This window comes from Pseudomonas sp. GW823-FHT01D03 (assembly GCF_058798255.1).
The window spans coordinates 2,183,270-2,206,318 of sequence record NZ_JBXAKK010000001.1 but is presented as its reverse complement, the minus strand read 5'-3'; the positions used below and the strand labels follow the sequence as shown (position 1 = coordinate 2,206,318).

Genomic DNA, 23,049 nt, shown 5'->3' with positions numbered 1-23,049 from the left:
TTCATGCTGAAGTTCGTGCGTAGTTGATCAACCGCCATCCTCATTGGCTTGAGGATTTCTCCATGAATCACAAACCTTCTCCCATGGCCACGCTGTACCACGAAGGCCGTCATACCTTTACCGGACTTGTACCCGATGGAGGCGCTCGTCTCGATGCTCTGTTTCACACCGTGCCCGCGTTGGGCGAGTTGGCGGTGGGTGTGGTTTACGGGCATTTGCATGCGCGCCCCGGCCTCGACCCGCGTTTGCGTGAAGCCGTATCGTTTGCTGCAATTGTCGCCTCGGGGATGGTCGGTCCGCCGCTGAGTGTGCACCTCAAGACGGGAATGGCCTCGGGGCTGGCGCCCGGCGAAATGACCGAAGTGTTGTTGCAGGCCTCGGCATTTGCCGGTTTTCCTCGGGCGGTCAGCGCAGCGGAGCAACTCAATCGGCTGTTCGACGAAGCCGGCCTGACCTCACCGCCCCCACCGACACCCCGTGAAGTCGCACAGGCCTTCTGTGAACAAGTGCGCACCGGGCATGCACCGATTCCTGTGAGTGGCGCGGTAAAGCGCCAGTTGAAACATGCGCAAAGGCTGGCGCTACAGGCCAGTTCGGTGCATACGGTGATTGTTGAATGTTTCGAGGATGAGCTTTCGCCACGTGCACTGCTCTGGTTGGCGGTGCAGGATGATCATGTAGTGTCGGTGACGTTGTTCAAGGCTCATTTGACAGGGTAACTCTGCGGGCCTCATCGCTGGCAAGCCAGGCTCCCACAGGGTTTTGTGTGGAAACATTATTCGTGTCCACCTGAATCCAATGTGGGCGCCGGGCTTGCCAGCGATGACGATTCAGAACTCAGCCCATCAACCGCGCCGCACCGAACAACCTGACCCGCACCAGCTCTCCGTGCACTTCTTCGAGCAGAATCGGCGCGGTGCCGCCGGGCATGATCACTTCCACCTCCCCTGCCGTCACCCAATTCACTCGCCATGCAGCACACGCCACTGCACTGGCGCTGGTGCCGGAAGACGCGGTCGGCCCTTCGCCACGCTCGAATACTCGGGCGACGATGCGCTGCGCTGACTCGAGCGCGGCCCATTGCAGATTGACGCCCGCCGGGCATGGCAATCCGGCGCCAGTCGGCATGGCGTAGGCGATTCGGGTCAGGCCTTCAGCCAAGGGCGACTCGCGCATTTGTGCGTTGCTCGGCAGCTCGGCGACGTCGCTCAACAACGTCACACAATGCGGGTTGCCGATGCGCACAAACTGGCTGTGCTGCCACGCGGGATCGAGCTGTGCCAAGGGTGTTACGTGGATCACCTCACGATCATTGAACTCGCGACTTTCAACACCTTGAGCGGCCACCGCTGAAGACCCGAAGCCCGGTTGACCGAGGTCCAGCCAGAAGCCGTTAGCGTCTTCGACTGCGGCCGGTTTCACCACGGTTTGCACAGCATCACCCTTGTCGTGATGCACCTTCAGCAACGCGCCTTCTTCCGGCATCAGCCCCTGCTCAAGCAACGCTTGGGAAAAGATCGTCAGACCGTTGCCACTGCGCTCGGCCAAGGTGCCGTCGGTGTTGACGATCAGCACGTCGAACGGCGCTGCCGACTGAAACGGGCCGATCAGCAGGCCATCGCTGCGGTGCGATTTGCTCTCCGCCGGACGCTGCCCCTCGGGCCAGTCGCAGCACAGCGCAATGGCGGCGTGGCTCCATTCCGTTCTCGACGCAGCACACTGCGCGGCTCCACTCGGCAGATCGATCCCCGCCTCGCGAAGCCTCTGCGGCGAAACCACCCCGTAGATATTGCCCCGTGCATCGTAAAACTGCGTCATCACTAGCCTCACTCACCTAGTCGAGGCACCTACTGTAAACCGCGATCCCCTGTAGGAGTGAGCCTGCTCGCGATAGCGGGGTGTCAGGCGCCCTATTCATTGCCGGAGCCACCGCCTTCGCGAGCAAGCCCGCTCCCACATTAAATGGCGGGCGCTCACAAATCTGCTGTCATGCGCAGATCACTGTGGGAGCGGGCTTGCTCGCGAAGGCGGTGTGTCATTCACTATATTTTTTGGCTGACACACCACTATCGCGAGCAGACTCATCCCTACAGGTTAGGATGTCGGCTGCACTCCCCCCGTGACCTGCGATCGAACCTCGACGCGCTATCACTGTCATTCGGGGACGCGACGTTTTTTGCCAAGGACCGATATGACCAGCCTCAACCCCCAAGACACCTTCGTCCCCGGACGCCTGCAACAGATGTCGACGCGCATCGCTTTTTTCATCGCCGGCCTGGGTATTGCCGCGTGGGCGCCACTGGTGCCGTACGCCAAGGCCCGCGCCGGACTCGATGAGGGTACGTTGGGCCTTCTGCTGCTGTGCCTGGGGGTCGGCTCGATTCTGGCGATGCCCTTGGCGGGGATTCTCGCCACGCGCTTCGGCTGCCGCAAAGTCGCCACCGGCGGCACCCTGCTGATTTGCGCGGCACTGCCGTTGCTGGCGACGGTGTCGTCGATACCGGCGCTGATCGCCACGCTGTTCATGTTCGGTGCCGGGTTGGGCACGGTGGACTCGACCGTCAACCTGCAAGCGGTGATCGTCGAACGGGCCAGCGGCAAAAATATGATGTCGGGCTTTCATGGCCTGTTCAGCCTCGGCGGGATTGTCGGCGCAGCCGGTGTCAGCGCCCTGCTCGGCCTCGGGCTGACGCCGCTGGCGGCGATGCTGGTGGTGGTGGCGGTGTTGATCGGTGCGCTGTTCAAAGCGGTGCCGCACATGCTGCCGTACGGCAGCGAAAGTTCCGGACCGGCGTTCGCCATTCCCCACGGCATCGTGCTGTTCATCGGCGGGATGTGTTTCATCGTGTTCCTCACCGAAGGCGCGGCGCTCGACTGGAGCGCGGTGTTCCTCGCCCAGGAACGCGGGATCGACACGGCGTACGCGGGTTTGGGTTACGCCGCATTTGCCCTGACCATGACGGCGGGACGCCTGCTGGGTGACAGGATCGTGCGCAGTGTCGGGGCCACGCGGATCATTCTGTTCGGCGGGTTATTGGCAGCGGCAGGTCTGTTTCTGGCGACCTTCGCCCCGAGCTGGGAAGCCGCGCTGCTCGGTTATGCGCTGGTCGGCGCCGGCTGCTCGAACATCGTGCCGGTGCTGTACACGGCGGTGGGCAAGCAGACCGTGATGCCGGAAAGCATCGCGGTGCCGGCAATCACCACGCTGGGTTACGCAGGGATTCTGGCGGGGCCGGCGGTGATCGGCTTTGTCGCGCATGCCAGCAGTTTGAGTTTTGCGTTCGGGTTGATGGCGCTGCTGTTGGTGGCGGTGGCGATTGGCGGCAAAGTCCTCAAGGTCTGAACAGCATCATTGTGGCGAGGGAGCTTGCTCCCGCCGGGTTGCGAAGCGACCCCAAAAAATCGGGCCTGCTGCGCAGTCCAGCGGGAGCAAGCTCCCTCGCCACAGGATCAGGCGTTATCAGAAACCGACGCTGGCCTGCACAAAGAACGTCCTTGGCGCGCCCACATACATCCCCGAATTGTTGTCGCTGGACCGGGTGAAGTACTGCTTGTCGAAGACGTTTTTCACCCCGGCGCCGAGCTTCAGGTTCGACACCTGCGGCCCGAAGTCATACCCGCCGCGCACGTTCCAGGTCACGTAACCCGGGATGTCGCCGTACTGCCCGTCGGCCGTGCCTTCGGTGATGTAGTTGCCGTTGAAGCTGCCATCGGCGTTGACCCCGGTGCCCGGCGAGCGCTGTTTCGACTGGGCAAAACCGTCGATGTTGTAGGTCCAGCGATTGACGTCGTAGCGCAAGCCCACGGTCGCCACCTGCCGCGAATAGAACGGCAGATCACGCCCCTTGAAGCCCGGAATCTCGCCTTCGTAAGTCGCACGGGTGTAGGTGAAACCGGCGTTGGCGGTCAGGCCGTCGAGACGCGGATCGAGCGCTGCCATGTCGTAGTGCACCGACGCTTCGATGCCCTGGTGCTTGGTCGCGCCGAGGTTGGTCCAGCCGACATCGTTGCTGATGTATTGCAGTTCGTCATCGAAGTCGATGTAGAACAGCGTCACTTCCCCGCCCCACACGTCATTGTTGTAGCGCGTACCGATCTCGTAGGTCTTGGCCTTTTCCGGCTCCAGGCCGTTGGCGGTCTGGTCACCCGAGCCGCCCTGGCCGAGCTGGAAATACTGCAGGCTGCCGAACGAGGTTTCGTAGTTGGCGAACAGTTTCCACGCGTCCGACAGGTGATACATCACGCTCAGCGCTGGCAGCGGTTCGTTGCTTTCGATGCTGCGGTTTTTCTCCGGCACGCGTTTGCCTGCGGTGTCGAGCACGGCGCGGTCATGCCAGTCAGTGCTGATGTGTTCGAAGCGAATGCCCGGGGTGATGGTCCAATTGCCGACGTCGATCTTGTTGTCGACGTACACCGAGTTGGCTTCGGTGCCGCCGGTGCGGTCCTGGAACACATGGCCGTCGGACGTCGGCGTGACCACCGGCTGATTGTTGACCAGCGCCAGACGGCTCGACTGCTCGTGCATCGCCTCTTTCAGGTAGCGATAACCAACGCTGACTTCCTGGGTGGTCGGGCCGACGTCAAACACCCGCGACACCCGCGGCTCGACACCGAGGGTGTAGTAGGAACGCGGGTACGAGCTGAGGGTTTTCTGATCGCGGGCGGCGATGGTGCTGCCGCGAAAGCTGTCGGTGTAGTAGGTGAGGATTTCTGCCTGAGTGCGCTCGTCGATCTGCCGAATCCACTTGAACGACACGTCTTTGCGCCGACCGCTGAAGTTGTCGTAATCGCGCACCGAATCATACGGTTTGTCGTCGTACTGCTTCTGCGTCAGGCCGCCGGGCATGTCGGCGCTGGCGTCGTAGTAATGGAAGTTGAGGCTGAAGTCGTCCTGATCGGTCGGCGCCCAGTGGGTCTTGAGCAGCACGTCGTCGATGTCGTTATCGTTGTTGCGCTCGCGGTAACCGTTGCCGTTGACCCCGGAATACAACAGCGCCACGCCCATGCCGTTATCGGCAGTGCCGCCGAGAAACGCCGTATCGATGTGCTTCCAGCCGCCGTAACGGGTGGTTTCCAGGGTAGTGCCGATTTCCCCGGTGGCTTTTTCCGGGATGGCGCGGGTGACGAAGTTGATCACCCCGCCGACGTTTTGCGGGCCGTAACGCACGGAACCGGCGCCGCGTACCACGTCGATGCTGTCGAGGTTGCCCGAGGAGATCGGCGCCATCGACAGTTGCGGCTGGCCGTACGGTGCGAACGCGGCCGGCACGCCGTCGATCAGCACGGTGGAGCGTGGCGACAGGCGCGAAGTCAGGCCACGCACGCCGACGTTCAGCGCAATGTCGCTGCCGCCGGTGCCGTTGGAGTCCTGCACCTGCACGCCGGGCACACGCTTGAGCACATCACTGACGTTCATCGCGCCCTGCTCGACCATGGCTTCGCGACGGATCACCGTGCGTGCGCCCGGGTGGTTCTGCACCACGGCGGCGTCAGCGTCACCGAGCCAGTCGCCGACCACTTTGATGTCGGTCACGCCCAGTTCCAGCGGGCCATTGCTGGCGGCGGTTGCGACTGGCGCCAGAGTCACCGAGCCTTCGTTGATCTGATAGTCGAGGCCGCTGCCCTGAAGCAATTGGCGCAACGCCTGCTCGGGGGAAAGATTGCCGTCAACCGCCGGCGCCTGTTTGCCAGCGACCAGATCCGGGCTGAAAAACACTTGCAGCGAAGTTTGCTGGGCCAGTTCGCTCAGAGCCTGGCCCAGCGGCTGGGCGCGGATGTGAATGGCCTCGACGGCATAGGCCAGCGGCATCGCCGCATTGACAGCCAGCGCGAGGGCCAGCGGCAACCAAGGGGATTTTTTGTTGTTGGCTGAGGTGTTTTTCACGTCGAACGGAGTCCTGTGGAGCGCAAGAGTGTGCGTCTGTTAATGCAAACCAGTTGCAGTTGAACAGGAAGACGATGAACTCGAAAAAAACCTGAATTTTATTTTGAAATTATTTCCTGACTGCCATCGGCCAAGGTGCGAACGGCCACCGGCAGGATGTCTGGCAGGGCCTTGAGCAAGGCGTCGGTATTGTCGGATTTGAACACGCTGGTCAGGCGCAGACTGGCCACGGTCGGGTTGCTGACCGTCAGCGGCTTGTCGCGATAACGCGAAACCTCCGCCGCCACTTCGCCGAGGCTGGCGTTGTTGAACACCAGTTTGCCGCCGCGCCACGCCGTCAGTTCAGCGGGGTTGACCGCGTAGGCGGCAGCGACTTTGCCTTCGGCATCGACATGGGTGCCAAGGCCTGCGGTCAGGTTGATGAATTGGTCGTCCGGAGCATTGCGCCCCTGCACCTTGACCGTGCCCTGCTCCACCGCGACCCGGGTTTGCGTGACATCGCGGCGCACGTCGAAACGGGTACCGGTGACCGTGACCTTGCCGCTGCCGGCCTCGACCACGAACGGGCGCGCGGTGTCGTGCTGAACGCTGAACAGCGCCTCGCCTTCGCTCAATTCGATCAGCCGCCGATCCTTCTCAAAACGCACCTGCAGACGGCTGCGGCTGTTCAGGTCGATCACCGATCCGTCCGGCAGCGCCACATGTTTGCGCTCACCCAACGCCGTCGCGAACTCGGCGCTATAGCCGTCCGGGTGATTCAGACCACTGAACAAACCGAGGCCGAGCGCCACCGCCAGCACACTGGCCGCCACCGCATAGCGCAGCAGCGGGCGACGTTCGCGGCGAGTTGGCGGGGCTTCGACCAGGGCCTTGAGGCGTGGCGCCGGCAGCAGATCGGCCGCTGTCCACAGGCCTTGCAGCAACTGGAATTCGTCACGGTGTTGCGGATGCTGATTCAGCCAGACGTCGAAGCGCTGCTGTTCGTCGGCGCTGATCAGCGGTTCCTGCAAACGCACAAACCAGCGTGCCGCTTCATCGCGCACCGTTGTTTGCCCGCACGCGCAATCACGGGTATCCATCATGGAATGTCCTGTCGGGCTGGGGATGAAAAGCGGCGGCCGCTCATGACTGCATGCCGTCGAGGCGATCGCGCAAGTGGCGCAGGGTGCGGATCATATACTTTTCGACCATGTTCCTCGACAGCCCCAGACGTTCAGCGATTTCCGCCTGGGTCAGGCCTTCGATCTTCTGCCAGACGAAAATCTTCCGGCAGTTGAGCGGCAGTTCCTGCAGCGCCCGTTCGATGGAGTCGGCCAGCTGGATCGCCTGCATGTAATGCTCCGGGTCGCCAGTGGACGACACACTGTGATCGATCGCCTGCGACTCCATGGCTTCCCGCCGGTCCTCACGCCGATAACCGTCGACCGCAATATTGCGTGCGGTCTGGTGCAGATACGCCCGTGGCTGCTGCACCGCTGCCGAATCGGATTCGAGCACCCGCACAAAGGTGTCGTGCGCCAGATCCTCGGCCTGCGCGCGATTGCGCAGGCGCCGGGTCCAGGTGCCGATCAACTCTTCGTAATGCTCGAAAAAGCCGGGTCTGCGGGGCAGCATGGGGTTCATAACGGCGTGCTGTGGAAAGGGCGTGAATAGTAATGCTTCCTATTAAGGCCGGCAATTCATTCCTTGCCACCTCGTCCGAAAGGGTAACGGCCCCACGGTGTAGACGGTCAAGCCGCGGTGTTGGTGAGGCGTTCTCGCTCAACCAGTTGCAGGTAATTGGCCAACATTGCCAGGCCTTGTTGGGTCATCAGTGACTCAGGATGAAATTGCACCCCATAAATCGACAGCTCCCGGTGGCGCAGCGCCATGATCTCCCCCGGCCTGCCGTACTCGTCCAGCGCATGTGCCGTGGCAACCAATTGGCTGGGCAAGACGCCGGCCACCAACGAGTGATACCGGGCGACCTGCAATTCGTCAGGCAGGCCTTCGAACAGGTCACGTCTGTCATGACTGATACGCGAGACTTTTCCATGCAGCACCTCGCGGGCCCTGCGCACCTCCCCGCCGAACGCGGCGGTTATACACTGGTGACCGAGGCAGATACCCAATATGGGCAAACGACCGGCGAAATGATTGATTGCCGCAAGGGAAATTCCCGCTTCTGCCGGCGAACACGGCCCGGGAGAGATAATCAACGACTCCGGCGCCAGTGAATCCATTTCTGCCAGTGTGATGTCGTCATTGCGCCGCACCTGGATATCCGCCCCGAGAATGCCCAGGTATTGCACGATGTTGTAGGTAAACGAATCGTAGTTATCGATCATTAAGTGCATACGCTACCTCCTGGCGTTGTGCGAGCGTTTGACAGCGGCCGGCTGCAACACGAATCAACTGGCTTTTCTCTATGGTTTCCTGCCACTCGCGCTCTGCTACCGAGTCCTGTACCACGCCCGCGCCTGCCTGAACGTAGAGACGGGCGTCTTGCAACAATGCGGTTCGAATGGCGATCGCGAGGTCGGCCCGACCGTTCCAGTCCAGATAGCCGATGGCACCGCCATACACTCCGCGCGAGTGCGGCTCCAGCTCGGCAATGATCTCAAGCGCACGCACCTTCGACGCCCCGCTCAACGTGCCTGCGGGAAAAATGCTCTTGAGCAGTTGCAGACCGCTGACGTTGTCCGGCACATGGCCGGTAACGGTTGAGACGATGTGCATCACATGGGAAAAATATTCCACATTCAGCAATTGGCTCACCTGCACACTACCGGTGCTCGCCAACCGACCGAGATCATTTCTCGACAGATCGACAAGCATCATGTGCTCGGCAATTTCCTTCGGATCGGCGAGCAGTTCTTCCTTGAGTCGACTGTCTTCGGCCGCCACGTTGCCTCGACGGCGTGTGCCCGCCATCGGCCGGGTCGTCACCGTTTGCTCGTCCTGGCGAAACAACATTTCCGGCGATGCACCGACCACCTGGCAATCACCCAGATTCAATAAATAACGGTAGGGTGTGTGCCCCAGATCAGCCAGGGCGCGGTACAAGGCCAGGGCGTCTTCTTCGAAAGGCAGACTCATGCGTTGGGATAAAACGACCTGCATCACATCCCCTGCCGCGATGTAGTCCTTGATGCGGCCCACTGCCTGAACAAAGGCTGGCTGGGCAAAGGCCGACACGAACGCCGGGGTTGTCACTTCAACCACATGGCTGCGGGGCGCAGGCGCGACAAGCAGCGGACGCAAATGCGCAACCAGTCGGGTAAGCCGATCCTGCCCGCACTGGTAATCCCCCAGCGTCTTCGGGCTTTCATGCACGATGCAATAGGCCAGACGCTCACGGTGATCCAGTACGACCAGTTCAGTGCTGATCAACTGCAATACGTCAGGAAGCTGAAAACCGGAGGGTTTGCGTGGCATCCGGCGTAGGCGAGGCTCGATCAGCCGGGTGGTTTCGAATCCGAAATAGCCGAAAAACCCGCCGCTGAAAAAAGGCAGGCCAGGACAGTTCGGAATGCGAAAGTCGTTTTGCAGTCTGGCCAACTCTGCCAACGGATCTTCGCAGTCAATGGTGGCTGACATCTGGCCGTCGCGGTAAACGCGCAAGATGCCCTCATCAAGTTCGACACGCTGACTGCAAGGCAGACCAATCGCTGAGTACGTTTGCTCGAACACTCCCTCTTTCCAGTGCCCTGTTTCGAACAGGTAATCCTGCCCACAATTGGCCAATGCCTGATACAACGAGATTGCTTCGACCCCTGGCGGCAACGGCAGGCTCTGCCAAAGCGGAACATGGGTATACCCCGCTTCGCCGTAGGCAAAAAACTCTTCCAGACTCAACATGTTCATCTCCTGTGAATCACGCGGTAACAGACGGCCGAGTGCGCCAGAGCGCTGCGCTCAGACCTGCCATTTCGAACGAGAGGGTTTCGGGTTGCCGCGTTTGAAGGGCTTTGTCCTTCAACGACAAACTGCTCCGGGATTTATCCGAATCAAACCTGCCCTCACTGCGCTGGAGGGCAGGCACAGCGCTTATTTCAGTGGTGTAGTGGCAAACGCAGGTAGCCGTTCGATTCGCTCGGAATAACCGGCGAGCCTGGTGTAGGTCTGGACATCAACAAGGTGAGCAACCCTGAATTGCGTGAAACGCCAGGCCGCGGCGACTGTGACATCGGCTTGAGACAACTGCGCCGTTGCAAGCCAGGGATCAGCGCCGCCTGCCGCGTCCTCCAGAAGTGCCAACGCGGCGTGCAATTGCTCGGTGATACGCGTCAGCCAAGGCACGTAGTGATATTCCACAGGTTTGTTGTGCTCATACTCGAGCTGGACGGCTTTTTCACAGACCGCGAGCCCAAGTCCAATGAGCGAAAGCACCTTCTGATGCTCTTTCGGGTCTCTTGGCATCAAACTGAGTTCCGGCTCGACCAGCGACTCCAGATAATCAAGAATCATCGACGAATCCATGATCATTTCGCCGTTATCGCAAATCAGGGTCGGTGCCTTCACAACCGGGTTGATGCTCCGAAACTCTTCAGTATCGCGAAACACCGAGATCTGTCGATGTTCGTGTTGCAGATCCATCAAGCGTAACGAAATTGCCACACGCCTAACATAGGGGGACCCCATCATGCCTACCAGTTTCATTACTTTCTCCTAAAGTCTTGAACGTCCGTTTTAACTAACATCCACTCTGTGTCACAACTGAACAAAGAGCGAAACTCACACAAGCGTGACTGATACGAAACTACTACTAATCAAGCTTCGAGAACTGCACTCTGGACCGATAAAACAAAGATGCACGTTCTGACACCGCTTGCACTTCTCCGGTGGTAAAGAACTGATTGCCTTGTACACCGACATTAGAGAATTGCGGATTTTTTTCAAGATAATCTACCAGACTCAGTGCGCAGGCATTTGACTGCGACAGTATCCGCACTGAGTCGGGCAATACCATTCGCCAAATATGTTCGACGATCGGATAATGCGTGCATCCCAGTATGCAAACATCCGGCACTCTCGCAGTTACGCTGAGCAGAGCATCGACATTTTTAGCAATCTCGTTGTGCAACACACTCTCGGGCGCGTCCTGTTCAATGAGCAAGGCAAGACCATGGCATGCCTGCTGAGAAACTTTTATATCAGGATTTCTTTTATTTATTTCCATAGCAAAGGCATTTGATTCAACCGTATGCCGGGTCGCGAAAATGGCCACGTTTTCCACAGGCTGCTGGAATAGAGCATGCTCAGAGAAAGTTGTAACCGGGAAAGGCCGGGACAGTGCTTCAGCAATAGGTGCAATAACGCCGATCACCCTGCGACCAGGAAACGCCTCTGAAAGCCATCCCTGTTGTAATTTTCGCAGACTGATGGCTACCGCAGTGTTGCAGGCGATGACTACCAGCGTGCAGCCATGGCTGAAAAGTCGAGCCAGGGCCGCTTGTGTCAGATCGTGGATAGAGTCGGTCGCATCACTGCCATAAGGCGCGTTGCCATGGTCACCCAAATAGACGAAGTGCTCATTTGGCAAAACGGATTCAAACGCACGCATCACTGTTAAACCGCCGCTACCGAAATCAAAAACGCCAATCATCCGAACCTCACTTAAATCCTGGGATTAACCAGCGGCCACATTCACTTGGATTGTAGTTGCTATCGCAGTAGCGACCCCGATATATAAAAGCCCCGTTACTACACTCATTTGACGTCTGGTTCGAAAAATTTTCGCGGCATGACGAGCCATGAGCATATACATGGCGTACACCGATGTGGAAATGAATATCGCCGTTGCTACCAGGGCGATGCATTGCGGAATATAGGGTAACGCCTTATTTATGAAGGTCGGAAAAAGTATTATGTTCGTCAATATACCCTTGGGATTAGTAAAGGAGACAATGACCGCCCCGGTAAACATTTGCAGAGGTGTGCGTTTACTTGATGTTGCAACCGCTACCTGAGAATGCGAGCGTAATGCTTTCAGCGCGAGATAGAGCAGGTATACAACACCCACCCATTTCAACCAGAAGAGAATATCGGGGTTTTCCTTCACGAGAATACCGAGACCGGAAAGGACAATGACAGCGTGCCCTCCGCTCGCCAGGCCGAAACCAATTGCACCCGGAAAAGATTCTTTAAATCCATGTTCCAATGCTTGCGCCATAGAAAACGCAACATTAGGCCCCGGAAGGATCGCCGCTGAAAGAAACACGACGCAAAACAATATCCAAAGTTGAAAGTCCATACTGCGCTGATTCTCGGATGGGTGCCAAATACCAGAGTTTTAGCTCTGAATGAAGTTATACATGAGATATGGATATGCAATCACTCGGAGGTTTGAGCACGTGAATCTATCCATTTTGGGAGAAACGCCTTGATCCACGTCGCCACTGCGGAATCGTGCTGGCGCCAGCCAGCAAGATGTTCCGAAGCCGGCTTCGTACCTGGCGCCCTGAGCCGCTCGGTGCCCAGCGTTGCCCAGCGATCGATCGTCTCGTAAGTCACTTCGGGGTGAAATTGCAAAGCGTAAGCGTTACCGCAATATCGATAAGCTTGAACCGGAAAGGTCGAGCCCTCGGCAAGTTGCGTCGCGCCGTGGGGTAAATCAAAGCCCTCGCTATGCCATTGATAGACATGGTCCGGAAAGGGAGCACAGGCGTCAGCCGTAATCTGGTGAGCGGCCGCCAGTGGAGTGATTGGGTAATAACCGGCTTCGGTTCCTCCGTCATCGAGTCGATAGACGCGTGCCCCCAAGTGACGAGTGAGCATTTGAGCACCCAGGCACAGCCCCAAAAACGGCTTGCCCTCCTGCAACGGTTTGGCCAACCAATCGATTTCATCACGGATATAACGGTCGCTGTCGTTGGCACTCATCGGTCCACCGAAAACCACTACACCTTCGTGCTCGGACATGTTCTGGGGGAGAGGATCACCAAATCGCGGCCGACGGATATCAAGCTCGAAACCCTGTTGGCACAGCAGCCCCCCGACCCGACCAGGGGTTGAATGCTCCTGATGCAGGATAATCAGGATCTTCCGTGTTTGATCCATAGCACAACTCCATAATTTCAGACGATCAACTTAATCCAGGACTGGTTCAGATCGACGCGACGTAGGGAGGATCGCCGACCCATAGTTCTGCGAAATTCCGTGCCGCCGGGCCGGGCCCCAGAATTCGATCGAGTTCAGACATTTGAAGTCGTCTATGGAAACCGGAGTTGTCATCAAACCGATGCAACAACATGGCCATCCAGTGCGAAAACTGCACATCCTTCCACACCTGCTTCAAGGCGATATCGGAATAAGAAAGCAAGAGATCTTCTTTGTCACTGGCGTAAAATCGTTTAAAGGCCTGCGCAAGAATATTGGCATCGGAAACCGCAAGGTTAAGTCCCTTGGCTGCGGAAGGCGGCACAATGTGTGCAGCATCGCCTGCCAGAAACAACCTGCCTTTTTGCATTTTTTCAGCTACGAAGCTTCTCAGTTGCACGATACTTTTTTCGATAATCGCGCCGCCGTTTACTTTCTCGGGTCTGCCTTCTATCCGTGACTGTAAAAGATCCCAGATGCGCGACGCTGGCCATTCATTCAGATCTGCATCCGGTGAACACTGCAAATAGATTCTTGAGACGCTTGGGGAGCGCATGGTGAATAACGCAAGACCGGTGTCGTGGCTGGAAAAAATCACATCCCGCGAAATGGGTGACATTTCAGCGAGCACCGCCAGCCAGGTAAAAGGATAGGTGTGGGAAAAGAAAGTCAGATCGTCAGCTATATGCGGACGACAAATACCATGAAAACCATCGCAGCCAACGATAAAATCACATTCCAGAGTCTGATGATTATTGTCGTGCCGGAAAGAAACTGAAGGCGCGCTGCCATTGGTATCGTGAATCTGAACATCGACTGCGTCGAACAGAAGCGGATGATCTGTTTTCAAGCGCGCAGCAATCAGGTCCTTGATAATTTCCTGTTGTCCATAAATGGTTACCGTGTTCCCGGTAAGTGCCTGAAAGTCCAACTCGCGTGTCGCGCCGTCATAATGGAACTGTAGCGCGGAATGAACCATTCCCTCGGTATGGATTCTCGAACCGACACCGCTTTCAGTCAGTATCCGGACCGTGGCCGGGGTGATCTGACCGGCGCGACTGCGCCCTTCCACGTAACTTCTTGAGCGACTCTCAACAATCACGTTACTGATATTCATAAGTGAAAGGAGCTGCCCCAACATCAGCCCGGCCGGGCCCGCTCCAATAATTGCAACCTTTGTCCGCATGGGTTTGTCCCTCTGAGTTATAAGGTTTTAACAGTTTCAGTGATTGGCCGTATCGAGCCTCTCGTCAGCGCTGCGCCGACTTATCTAAAAATTATCGTGCTTTCGCAATTACACCACTCATGTATTGATGCAGGTCGCGCAAATCATTAATAGTCCAGACATGTGGCGGTATTTTTACAGCGTTCTCTCGCAGTGTCCTTGGAATCAGGTTCCCACTGGGGCGAAGTATCACCGAGGAAACAATAACGCCCGGATAATCACTCAGGCGTTTCTTGAAGACAGATGTTGTAAGGTCTGGCGTTGGAGGACTGCTTTTATTCGCCAGCGGCCCGGTTCCCTTGATATCGGCTCCGTGACACACGGCACATCGCTGTAGATAAAGGTTTTTCCCGTTAACATTGTCCGCACAGGATAATGACGCTTGCAACAGTGATAAGAACCCGAGCAATGCGGTGAATGTTTTTTTCATGTCCATACGGCCTTTTCGTATAAATCGGATCTGAGTCCAGGATTGCCCCTGAGCTTTCACAATAATCGATTCTCTCCATAACTGAACGCGCCGTGCGCTCAGAAATTCCGGATTATATTTTTTAACAGCGCACACAGCGCCGCGACACATCGGTATGGTTTTATTCTGGTCTGTAAAACTCTATGTCAACTTCAAAAACGGAATGGATGGCGTACAGCTACGCGCAGGACCAATAGAGTCATGACGTAGATATTTTTATATCGAAAGATTGGCAAACAGACGAGAGACCAGGCAATACCGTTCAGGTAATGACCTCGGCCGCAGAAATAAAACCTAGCGCGAACGTATAATTCACGAGATGCCCTGAAAACAAGGCGAAGGGAGAAAAGGACGTATTTATAGCTTCGATATGAAACATGCCAATCCCTTGAGCGTATATATTTTTTAGTCCACTGAGTACTATCCTTACTCATGGGCAATACATTCACACTTGTTTCTGAATATGTCAATATTCAAAAATTAAATTGACACAGCCACGTCGATCAAAACATCAAAAGCTCATTTTCCTCCAGGACTGCGCGACGAGGCGCACTCGTCAGCGAAACCACGCCTTTGCTTCAGCTATTGTGTAAAATGCCGCCCGGGTGCCACCGCAACAACGCGGCAGGGCAGGTTTAATTCAGCGCAGGTCGGGCCGCCGCGCGGAGTTGCTGTGCCTATGAGCCACGATCCGTCACGCCTGCAGACTGCCCCTGCCCCTGCCCGCCAGGAGTCGCCTTCTGCCTTGGCCTTTCTCTCGCGTTTTTTCGCTGCCGAATCCGCCGGTGGCCTGATTCTGATGGCCGCTGCCCTGGCCGCGCTGCTGGTCGCCAACTCGCCTTGGGCGGCCACGTATTTCTCGACCTTGCACATCAAGATCGCCGGTCTGTCGATCGAGCATTGGGTGAATGATGGCCTGATGGCGATCTTCTTCATGCTGGTGGGCCTGGAGATCAAGCGCGAAATGCTCGCCGGTCAGTTGTCGACCTGGGGTCAGCGCGCGCTGCCGGGCTTCGCCGCGCTGGGCGGGATGCTGGTCCCGGCCTTGATCTACGTTGCGATCAACTGGGGTAATCCGCAGACCCTGAGCGGTTGGGCGATCCCCGCCGCCACCGACATTGCTTTCGCCCTGGGCGTGCTGTCGCTGCTGGGCAAACGGGTGCCCGTGTCGCTGAAAATCTTCCTCTCGGCGCTGGCCATCCTCGATGACCTGGGCGCAGTGGTGATCATCGCGATTTTCTACACCAGCGGCCTGTCGGTGAGCATGCTGCTGGCCTCGTTGGCAGTGATTGCACTGCTGGTGATCCTCAACCGCTGCGGTGTCAGAAAGCTTTGGCCATACCTGATCGCCGGCGCCTTCCTGTGGTTCTTCATGCTGCAATCGGGGATCCACGCAACCCTCGCCGGGGTGATTCTGGCCCTGTGCATTCCGCTGGGAAATCCCGAAGACGAGCACAACTCGCCGCTGCTCTACCTCGAAGAAAAAATGCACCCGTGGGTGGCATTCGCTGTGGTGCCGATTTTCGGCTTCGCCAACGCCGGTGTATCGCTGGCCGGTATTTCCCCAAGTAATCTGCTTGAGCCGGTGCCACTGGGCGTGGCGCTGGGGCTGTTGTTCGGCAAGCAGATCGGCATCCTCGGCCTCGGCGCCCTGGCGATTCGCAGCGGCCTGGCGCAACTGCCGCAAGGCGCGAGCTGGCTGCAACTGTACGGCGTCGCCCTGCTCTGCGGGATCGGCTTCACCATGAGCCTGTTCATCGGCGCGCTGGCGTTCCCGGGCGCGCCGCATCTGGTCGATTCGGTGAAGGTCGGCGTGTTGCTGGGTTCGATCCTGTCCGCGCTGCTGGCGGTGGTCGTGCTGATGAATGCGGGTAAGGCGAAGGCTTCGAGCTGACCGCCAGATCGGGTCGAGACAGAAAACCAATGTGGGAGCGGGCTTGCTCGCGAAAGCGTCAATTCAGTCAGCTAATTTATCGACTGAACCACCGCCTTCGCGAGCAAGCCCGCTCCCACAGTTTTTACAGCGGTGCTGCTCAGCCTTTTTCGTCGATCCCGGCCTGCAGGGTCTGGCTGTCCAGATTGCCGCTCAAGGTCACCGGACCGACTTTCAGACTGCCGTTATCGAATGACACCTTCGGTGCGTTCTCCTCGGTTTTCTGCGGCAGATCCAGCCCGGCTTTCACCCCATATTCACGGTTGACCAGATCGCTGCTACCGACTTTCGAAGCGCCCAGATCGACCTTGCCGTCCGTCGATGAAATCCGTGCGCCGGTCAGCTGCGTACCACCAACGTTCAACTTCACACCCTGATTGCCACTGATGCCGGACGCCTGCGCCACGCTGTCCTTGTGCGCGTATTCGCCCTGCGCTTTCAGCGTTGGTTTGTAGTCGGTGCCAGCGAGTTTTTCCTTGTCGCTTGGTGGGTTCTTCTTCGCGGTCAGGCCCAGATCGACATCGACCTTGGCTTGCGTCTTCGAGTCCTGACGGCTTTCGACGGTCAGATCACCGGCGACCTTGCCGCCGACAGTGTTCGCGTCGATCCGCGCGCCAGACAGTTGTGCATCGCCTGCGCTGTTGAGCACCACACTGTCAGCCTTGATATAGCTGTTTTGCTGGGTGGTGCCTTGCAGATAATCGACACCAATCTTGGCCCCGACATTGAAGCCGTGATCGCTGCTGGCCTTTTCGTCGGCAGCGGTCGGGGTCTTGCTGCTGAGGTTGCCGCCGGCATTCAACACAACGTTCCAGTTGTTGCGGCTCTCGGTGGACTGCGCCGATTCCTGAACGAAACCGCCCTTCTGCGCATCGATGCTGACATTCGGCGCGCCGACTTGCGTGCCTTGCAGGTGCACCGCGTCACCGCTCAGCGCGACCCCGCTCTGGCTGTTGAGCTGGCCACCGGTCAACGTCTGCGAGCTTTCGTTGATCCGGCCGATGTTGAAGTTGCCGCTCAGATTACCGCCCTGATCACGACTCTTCTCGCTGCTGGATTTGCTGCCTCCGCCCTTCAAACCGCCGCCGAGATTGCTGCCGGTTGCGGTGTGCGTAGCGGTGGCCGCTTGCAGATCAAGCTTGCCATCAGCGTGCAGATCGATAGCGCCGGCGCTGTCGATCTTCGTGCCTTGCTGAACGTGATTGCCGCCGCTGCTCAGTTGCACCGGACCGTTGCCGCTGATGCTCGCCACATGGGCCTGAGTGTCAGTGGTCTGCTTGCCGGTGTGATCGAGCTGGAAGCCGGCGCCGAGGTCGACGTTGGTGCCGTCGGTGCCCGGCAAGGTGCCGACCGTCAGCGAGCCGTTGCCGCGCAGGCTGGAGTCGCTGCTGCTCTGGCGGTCACTGGCCTGATTCAGCGCCAGATCGCCGCCGGTATTGATGCTCACACCGCCCTGGCCGCCGTCAAAACGGCTGCCGGCGAACTGCGCGTCACCGCCCACTTTGATGTTCACGCCCTGACTGCCGGCAAAACCGCCAACCACTGCGGTGCTGCTGTCCTTGCTGCTGTAGCTGTTGCCGCCCGCACCGCTGCCGGCGACGTTCACGTCTTCGCCGGTCTTTGTGTAGACCCGCACGTCGACCTTGGCGTCCACTGAGTTATCGGTGCTGCTGTGGGTGTTGCTCGCGGCATCGGCCACCAGTTTATCGGCGCTGATGTTGACCTTGCCGTTGCTCGCGCTGTACTGGGTGCCCTCGTCGTGCAGGGTGCCGGCAGTTTTCACCTCGACGCTGCCACCGTCGAAACGGCTGACCACGGCGTTGCTGTTGTGCTCGGTCTTGTCAGCGCTGCCGTGACCGATCGCCACGTCGAGGCCGACGTTCGGCTGGCCAAGATTGCTCAGGGCTTCCTTGTCCGGCACCTTGCCGTTGAGCACATCCTTGACTGCACCGGCAATCGGGCGGGCGATGTCCTTGTACTCGACGTTGGCGCCGATGTCCGCCGACCAGTTGCTCTGATTGTGGCTGCTGCTTTCGGTGTTGCTGGCGGCGCGGTTGTCGATCTCGTTGGCCGCGACGTTCACGCCGTTGCCAGCCTTGACCTGCGCGCCTTCGGTAACCAGCTTGTCGGCGTTGATGTTCAGGCTGCCGCTGCTCTGCACATTGGTGGTTTGCGCGCTGGTTTTGCTGCTGCTGTCTTGCGTGGTGCTGTGGGCAAAATCGACGCCACTGCCGGCCCGGTCGAGGCCACCGGTATAGTAGAAACCGCCGCCGGTGCTGGAGGTGTCGGATGAGGTTTTGTGGCTGTCCTGTTCGGCCAGCAACGACACATTTTTGCCGCTCAGGGTGGTGTCGCCGGCCGTGGATTTGACTTCACCGCCCTTGATCGTCAGATCGCCGCCGGCCTTCACCTGCACGCTGCCGCCGCTGAGGCTCGATCCTTGCTGGTTGACGTCGTTGCGGGTGACGGTCTGCTGCTTGTCTTCGTAGTGCACCCCGGCGCGGTATTGCTCCGGCGTTTGCTCCTTGGCGTAGGCATCGAAGCCACGGGTCTCGGTGGTCGAGCTGCTGTCGTGGGTGTTCTGCGCGGAATGCACGTTCACATCACCGGCGGCGTCCGCCGTCAGCGCACCGCCGGCCTTGACCGTGGAGCCGGCGACTTCGATGTCCTTGGCACTTTTGAGCTTGAGGTTGCTGTCGGACACCAGCTCGCTGCGCAGCGTGGTGCTGTCCTTGGCGTTCTGCCGCGACTCGTCCTTGCTGATACCGAAGAACTTGCTGTCCTTGTCGTGGTTGTTGCTGTGCGAAGTGTCCTGCACGCCGTCGATCACCAGCGAACCCTGATCGCTGATCACGCTGGCCTCGGTGCCGCCACGGACTTGGCTGCCGCTGATGCGCACGTCGTCAGCCTTGACGATCAGTTTGCCCGCCGCATTGATTTTGCTGCCCTGATGCCGGGTCTGGCCCTTGTCGGCATCACCGGTCTTGCCGAAGAATCCGCCGCCAACCAGGTCGCCGGAGTAACTGTTGTTGTTGCTGCGACTGGTGCGCGTGGCGGTGGTGACGTCCACTTGCTTGCCCGCCAGTTTCACATCGCCGGTGCTGTTCAGTTCGGCACCTTCGGCGCGCAGCAACGCGGCGGTTTGCAGCGCGATATTGCCGCCCTTCAACTGACTGCCGATGCTCCGCTGCTCTTCGCTGCTGTTGTTCCAGTCAGCCTTCCACAGATGCTTGCGATGGTTGCCCTGATCGGTCTGGGTGTGGCTTTCGGTGGCAGCTGTCAGGTGCAAATCGCCGCCACTCTGCACATCGAGATTTTTCGCCGCTTCAACTTTCGCGGCTTTGAGTTCGGTGTCTTTGCCGGAGGACAATTTGGCGTCGCGGCTGGCGACGATCTGGCTGCCGTGCTGGCGAGTTTCACTGTCGGTCTGGGTGCGGTCGTAGGTTTCCCAGGTGATGCCGATGGTGCTGTTGCTCCAGTTTTCGCGCTGCTCCTGGAGCTTGCGGCTTTCGACGCTGCTCAGGGTCAGATTGCGCTTGGCATTGACGCTGACGTCGCGAGCGCTGACGTCGGTGGCGGCCAGCGTCAGATCGTTGCCGCTGTGCAGACCAACATCGCCCTGACTGCTGCGAATGCCGGCACGGGTCACTTCGAGGCTGTTGGGGATGGCTTCACCGCTGACGCTGAGGTCGCCAGCCGAACGGATCTGCACGCCGTCACGCCCGGCCACTTGTACCGCACCCACGCGCACGCCCGCGCCTTCGGCGGTGCTGACGATGTTGATGCGCCCGGCCTGCATCGCGCCGAACAGGCTGGCGTCGATGCGTTGATCTTTAGTGCTGCCAGCCGGATCCACAGCTTTAACCTGCCCGCTGGCGTAATCGACCTGATTGCGTCCGACCGTGAGGTTCAGTTGATCGCGGGCATCGATGCGGCCCTGGCTGTCGATACGCGGGGCGATCAGGTTGACCGAACCCTCGGCGTTACGCAGGCCGCCACTCTGGATCTGCAACTGACCGCTGGCGTCGCGGGTGTTCAAGGCTTGCAGTTTGCCGTCGTTCAATTCCGGACGACCGACCAGCAGACTGGCGTTCGGCGTGTTGATGAAACTCCCGCCGTTCACCGAGATGCCGTTGGGGTTGGCCAGCACATAATCGGCCGCGCGGCCGAAAATTTCCTGGGCACCATTGATCGCCGAAGGGTTACGGCTGATCACCTCGTTGAGGATCACGCTCGCCGCCTGGCCCTGTAATTGCGGGTTGGCCGCCAGTTGCCCGGCGAGCTGCGATTGCCCGGCCTGCAAGGCGTTGTTCAGCACCAGACCCTGACGGTCGACGTTGTAGTCGAGGAACTGGTTGTGCGACAGGCCCGAGCCGTTGGGCGCGACGATGTTGACGATGGGCACGCCGCCCTGGGTCTGCAATTGCGCGGTGCCGCCGGGGCCGGGAGCGACCACCACACCGCCGGCAATGGCGTTGGGCAGGTGCACGGCGAAGAACAGGCTGGCAATCGCCCAGCGCAATTTACCCCGAGGAGAAAGATGGAATGCAAAGGTGTGTGCTGGCATAAAAACGTCTCCATGTAAGTACGGCATCACGGCGCGCGATTTAGTCTTGGCCGTGGCTGTCGCGCTCAGATCCGACGGCTGTTTGTTCACTGCTTGATAAGTTTCGGTGGTGCTCATATCTGCAACCCCACGCGCATCAGCCAGGTCTCTGGCTCGTGCTGTAAACCTTTGGGGGTGTTGAGGGCGCGTTGGTAATCGACGTCCACTTGCAGATTCTTCCAGCCCAGATTCAGCCCGACGCTGGCACCGCTCAGGCGTTGGCCCTGGGCGCCGTGGTCAGCCTTGAGCCAGCCGTTGTCCAGGCCCACGCGCGGGGTGATCTGCACCGGCCAATCGCTGCGCAGCGGCAGACGCAAGGTGTTGCGCCAGATCGCGCCGCTGGCACCGGATGCGCTGCTGACCCGATAACCGCGCACCGCCGAATCGTCGGTGCCGAGCAGTTGTTCGATGGCCGGCAACGGGTCGGGGCTGTATTGCAGATTGAGCTGACTCTGCCACTGCCACGCTTGCGCGCCGAACTGGCCGTTGCGCCACTGGCTGAGGCCGGCGCGGTACTTGCGAAACTGCGCTTTGGGCAGGTTGCTGACCGCGTGATTGGCGTCGTCATCGGCGCCCAGCCAGCGCAGGCCTTGCGAATAGGTGAAGTCGAGGTTCCACACCGCACGGTCGAGCCAGAACAGATTGAGTCCGGCTTCGGCCACGGTCAGGGTCGGGCTTTGAATGCCCAGACGGACAGTTTCCAGATAGCTGTCGACGTCCTTGTGCGCCAGTTGCAGGTTGGCGCTGAGCTGACGGCTCTGGTCGCGCCACAACACGCGGTCGGCGCGCAGGCTCAGTTGATCGGTGATGCCGGTGCTGTACAAGGTCGCGCTGGGCAGTTTGAACGGCGCACGATATTCGGCGTGGCTGGCGAACGCGCTGTAGGTCCAGTAGCCGTAGGGAATCGCGTAATACAGGCTGGCGTTGCGACTGTAGCGGTCGCCCTGATTCAACGTGTCACTGGCACTGAGGCTCAACAGATCGTTGAGTTGCAACGGGCTGTCTAAGCTCAGACTTACGGTATCGCGATCACGCCCGGTGCTGGCGCTCCCGAGGTTGTCCATGCCCAGGCCCAACGCCCAGCGCGACTGCCCGGCCGTGCGCGAACGCAGGATGATTCGCGACGCGCCGGGCTGGCTGCCGGGGGCGATGTCAGCGGTCAGGTCAATCGAGCGCAAGCGGTTCAGCTGATCCAGGCCCTGCTCCAGATCGCGCAGGTTCAGCGGCTGGCCGAGCATGTGCGGGAACGCGCCGCCCAGCGAAACGGGCAGGCTCTGATCGGCCAGTTCGATGGACTCGATGTAGCCCTCGTCGATCATGATGTCCAGCGACTGCCCCGCCGCCGGCGCGCTCAGCAGATATGGGCGGCTGGCGATGTAGCCCTTTTCGACGTAGCTCGCGGTGATGGTCGCCAGCAAATGGTTGATCTGGCCGACGCCCATGCACGGCGCCAGCAGCGGTTTGATCCGGGCGTTGAGTTTGTCGCTGTCGATCAGCGTGACACCGCCGATGCGCGTGCCACTTAGCGGCCAGCAACGTTCATCGGGGGCGACTGTCTGCGGGAGCGCTGGTGTGGCCGGCGCCGGGCCGAACGCACCGCGCTCCAGCTGGCGCTTGCGTTGTTCCATCTGCAGTTGTTGCAGATCGCGCTGTTGCTGTTGCTGCTGGCGCAGCACTTCCTGACCCGGCGCAACAGGGTCAGCCGCTTGAATCCAGGAAGCACACACACTCAACACAAAGGCCGACAACAGCGGGCAAAGCGTGGAACGACGACGAGAAACAACGCGAAGCGAATACGGCACGCAACATCCTTGCAATCATAAAATGGCGTAATGCCACTTCATCAATGCTG

17 protein-coding genes are annotated in these 23,049 nt (G+C 59.3%); 3 read left to right on the top strand and 14 right to left on the bottom strand.

The window, feature by feature from the left end; translation table 11 throughout:
* Positions 1-62: 62 nt before the first annotated feature.
* On the top strand, positions 63-719 hold the full coding sequence (locus AC1RBR_RS09685; protein WP_492564043.1) for a carboxymuconolactone decarboxylase family protein: 657 nt from the start codon (positions 63-65) through the stop codon (positions 717-719).
* Between the two features lie 118 nt (positions 720-837).
* Here the strand turns inward: AC1RBR_RS09685 and AC1RBR_RS09680 are convergent, their stop codons facing one another.
* Positions 838-1,818 (bottom strand): diaminopimelate epimerase, encoded by a 981-nt coding sequence (locus AC1RBR_RS09680; RefSeq protein WP_492564042.1) that lies wholly within the window; start codon positions 1,816-1,818, stop codon positions 838-840.
* A gap of 373 nt (positions 1,819-2,191) precedes the next feature.
* On the opposite strand from AC1RBR_RS09680, the gene AC1RBR_RS09675 reads away from it, so the two are divergent.
* Complete coding sequence (locus tag AC1RBR_RS09675) at positions 2,192-3,343, top strand: MFS transporter (protein WP_443532237.1); 1,152 nt, start codon at positions 2,192-2,194, stop codon at positions 3,341-3,343.
* Between the two features lie 117 nt (positions 3,344-3,460).
* Here AC1RBR_RS09675 and AC1RBR_RS09670 read toward each other — a convergent pair whose 3' ends face one another.
* The 11 genes from AC1RBR_RS09670 to AC1RBR_RS09620 all read right to left on the bottom strand — a co-directional run bounded on the left by AC1RBR_RS09670 (position 3,461) and on the right by AC1RBR_RS09620 (position 14,619).
* Positions 3,461-5,884: a TonB-dependent siderophore receptor gene (locus AC1RBR_RS09670; protein ID WP_492564040.1), complete on the bottom strand. Its 2,424-nt coding sequence runs from the start codon at positions 5,882-5,884 to the stop codon at positions 3,461-3,463.
* 98 nt (positions 5,885-5,982) lie between these two features.
* The gene (locus AC1RBR_RS09665; RefSeq protein ID WP_492564038.1) at positions 5,983-6,966 is read right to left on the bottom strand and encodes a FecR family protein; all 984 of its coding nucleotides are present in this window, start codon (positions 6,964-6,966) and stop codon (positions 5,983-5,985) included.
* 40 nt (positions 6,967-7,006) lie between these two features.
* A complete protein-coding gene (locus AC1RBR_RS09660) occupies positions 7,007-7,507 on the bottom strand; it encodes a sigma-70 family RNA polymerase sigma factor (protein WP_003223490.1) in 501 nt (166 codons plus the stop codon).
* A 107-nt stretch (positions 7,508-7,614) separates the two neighbouring features.
* Complete coding sequence (locus AC1RBR_RS09655; RefSeq protein ID WP_443532235.1) at positions 7,615-8,220, bottom strand: anthranilate synthase component II; 606 nt, start codon at positions 8,218-8,220, stop codon at positions 7,615-7,617.
* Positions 8,201-9,724: an anthranilate synthase component I family protein gene (locus tag AC1RBR_RS09650; protein WP_492564036.1), complete on the bottom strand. Its 1,524-nt coding sequence runs from the start codon at positions 9,722-9,724 to the stop codon at positions 8,201-8,203. The genes AC1RBR_RS09655 and AC1RBR_RS09650 overlap by 20 nt, the downstream gene beginning before the upstream one ends.
* A gap of 189 nt (positions 9,725-9,913) precedes the next feature.
* Positions 9,914-10,525: a glutathione S-transferase family protein gene (locus AC1RBR_RS09645; RefSeq protein ID WP_492564034.1), complete on the bottom strand. Its 612-nt coding sequence runs from the start codon at positions 10,523-10,525 to the stop codon at positions 9,914-9,916.
* A gap of 106 nt (positions 10,526-10,631) precedes the next feature.
* A complete protein-coding gene (gene murI, locus AC1RBR_RS09640; protein ID WP_492564032.1) occupies positions 10,632-11,471 on the bottom strand; it encodes a glutamate racemase in 840 nt (279 codons plus the stop codon).
* A gap of 24 nt (positions 11,472-11,495) precedes the next feature.
* A complete protein-coding gene (locus AC1RBR_RS09635; RefSeq protein WP_492564031.1) occupies positions 11,496-12,119 on the bottom strand; it encodes a LysE family translocator in 624 nt (207 codons plus the stop codon).
* A gap of 80 nt (positions 12,120-12,199) precedes the next feature.
* Positions 12,200-12,925 carry a glutamine amidotransferase gene (locus AC1RBR_RS09630; protein WP_492564029.1) on the bottom strand — a complete coding sequence of 242 codons (726 nt, stop codon included), beginning with the start codon at positions 12,923-12,925 and terminating at the stop codon, positions 12,200-12,202.
* A gap of 46 nt (positions 12,926-12,971) precedes the next feature.
* Positions 12,972-14,150: a 4-hydroxybenzoate 3-monooxygenase gene (locus tag AC1RBR_RS09625; protein WP_443532229.1), complete on the bottom strand. Its 1,179-nt coding sequence runs from the start codon at positions 14,148-14,150 to the stop codon at positions 12,972-12,974.
* 91 nt (positions 14,151-14,241) lie between these two features.
* A complete protein-coding gene (locus AC1RBR_RS09620) occupies positions 14,242-14,619 on the bottom strand; it encodes a c-type cytochrome (protein WP_492564026.1) in 378 nt (125 codons plus the stop codon).
* 718 nt (positions 14,620-15,337) lie between these two features.
* Between AC1RBR_RS09620 and nhaA the strand changes: the two genes are divergently transcribed.
* Positions 15,338-16,552, top strand: a complete 1,215-nt coding sequence (nhaA, locus tag AC1RBR_RS09615) for a Na+/H+ antiporter NhaA (protein WP_492564025.1) — start codon at positions 15,338-15,340, stop codon at positions 16,550-16,552.
* A 139-nt stretch (positions 16,553-16,691) separates the two neighbouring features.
* On the opposite strand, the gene AC1RBR_RS09610 is transcribed toward nhaA, so the two are convergent.
* Together AC1RBR_RS09610 and AC1RBR_RS09605 are read right to left on the bottom strand one after the other, a co-directional pair.
* Positions 16,692-21,158 carry a hemagglutinin repeat-containing protein gene (locus AC1RBR_RS09610; protein WP_492564023.1) on the bottom strand — a complete coding sequence of 1,489 codons (4,467 nt, stop codon included), beginning with the start codon at positions 21,156-21,158 and terminating at the stop codon, positions 16,692-16,694.
* A 113-nt stretch (positions 21,159-21,271) separates the two neighbouring features.
* Positions 21,272-22,999 carry a ShlB/FhaC/HecB family hemolysin secretion/activation protein gene (locus AC1RBR_RS09605; RefSeq protein ID WP_492564021.1) on the bottom strand — a complete coding sequence of 576 codons (1,728 nt, stop codon included), beginning with the start codon at positions 22,997-22,999 and terminating at the stop codon, positions 21,272-21,274.
* Between the last annotated feature and the right edge of the window lie 50 nt (positions 23,000-23,049).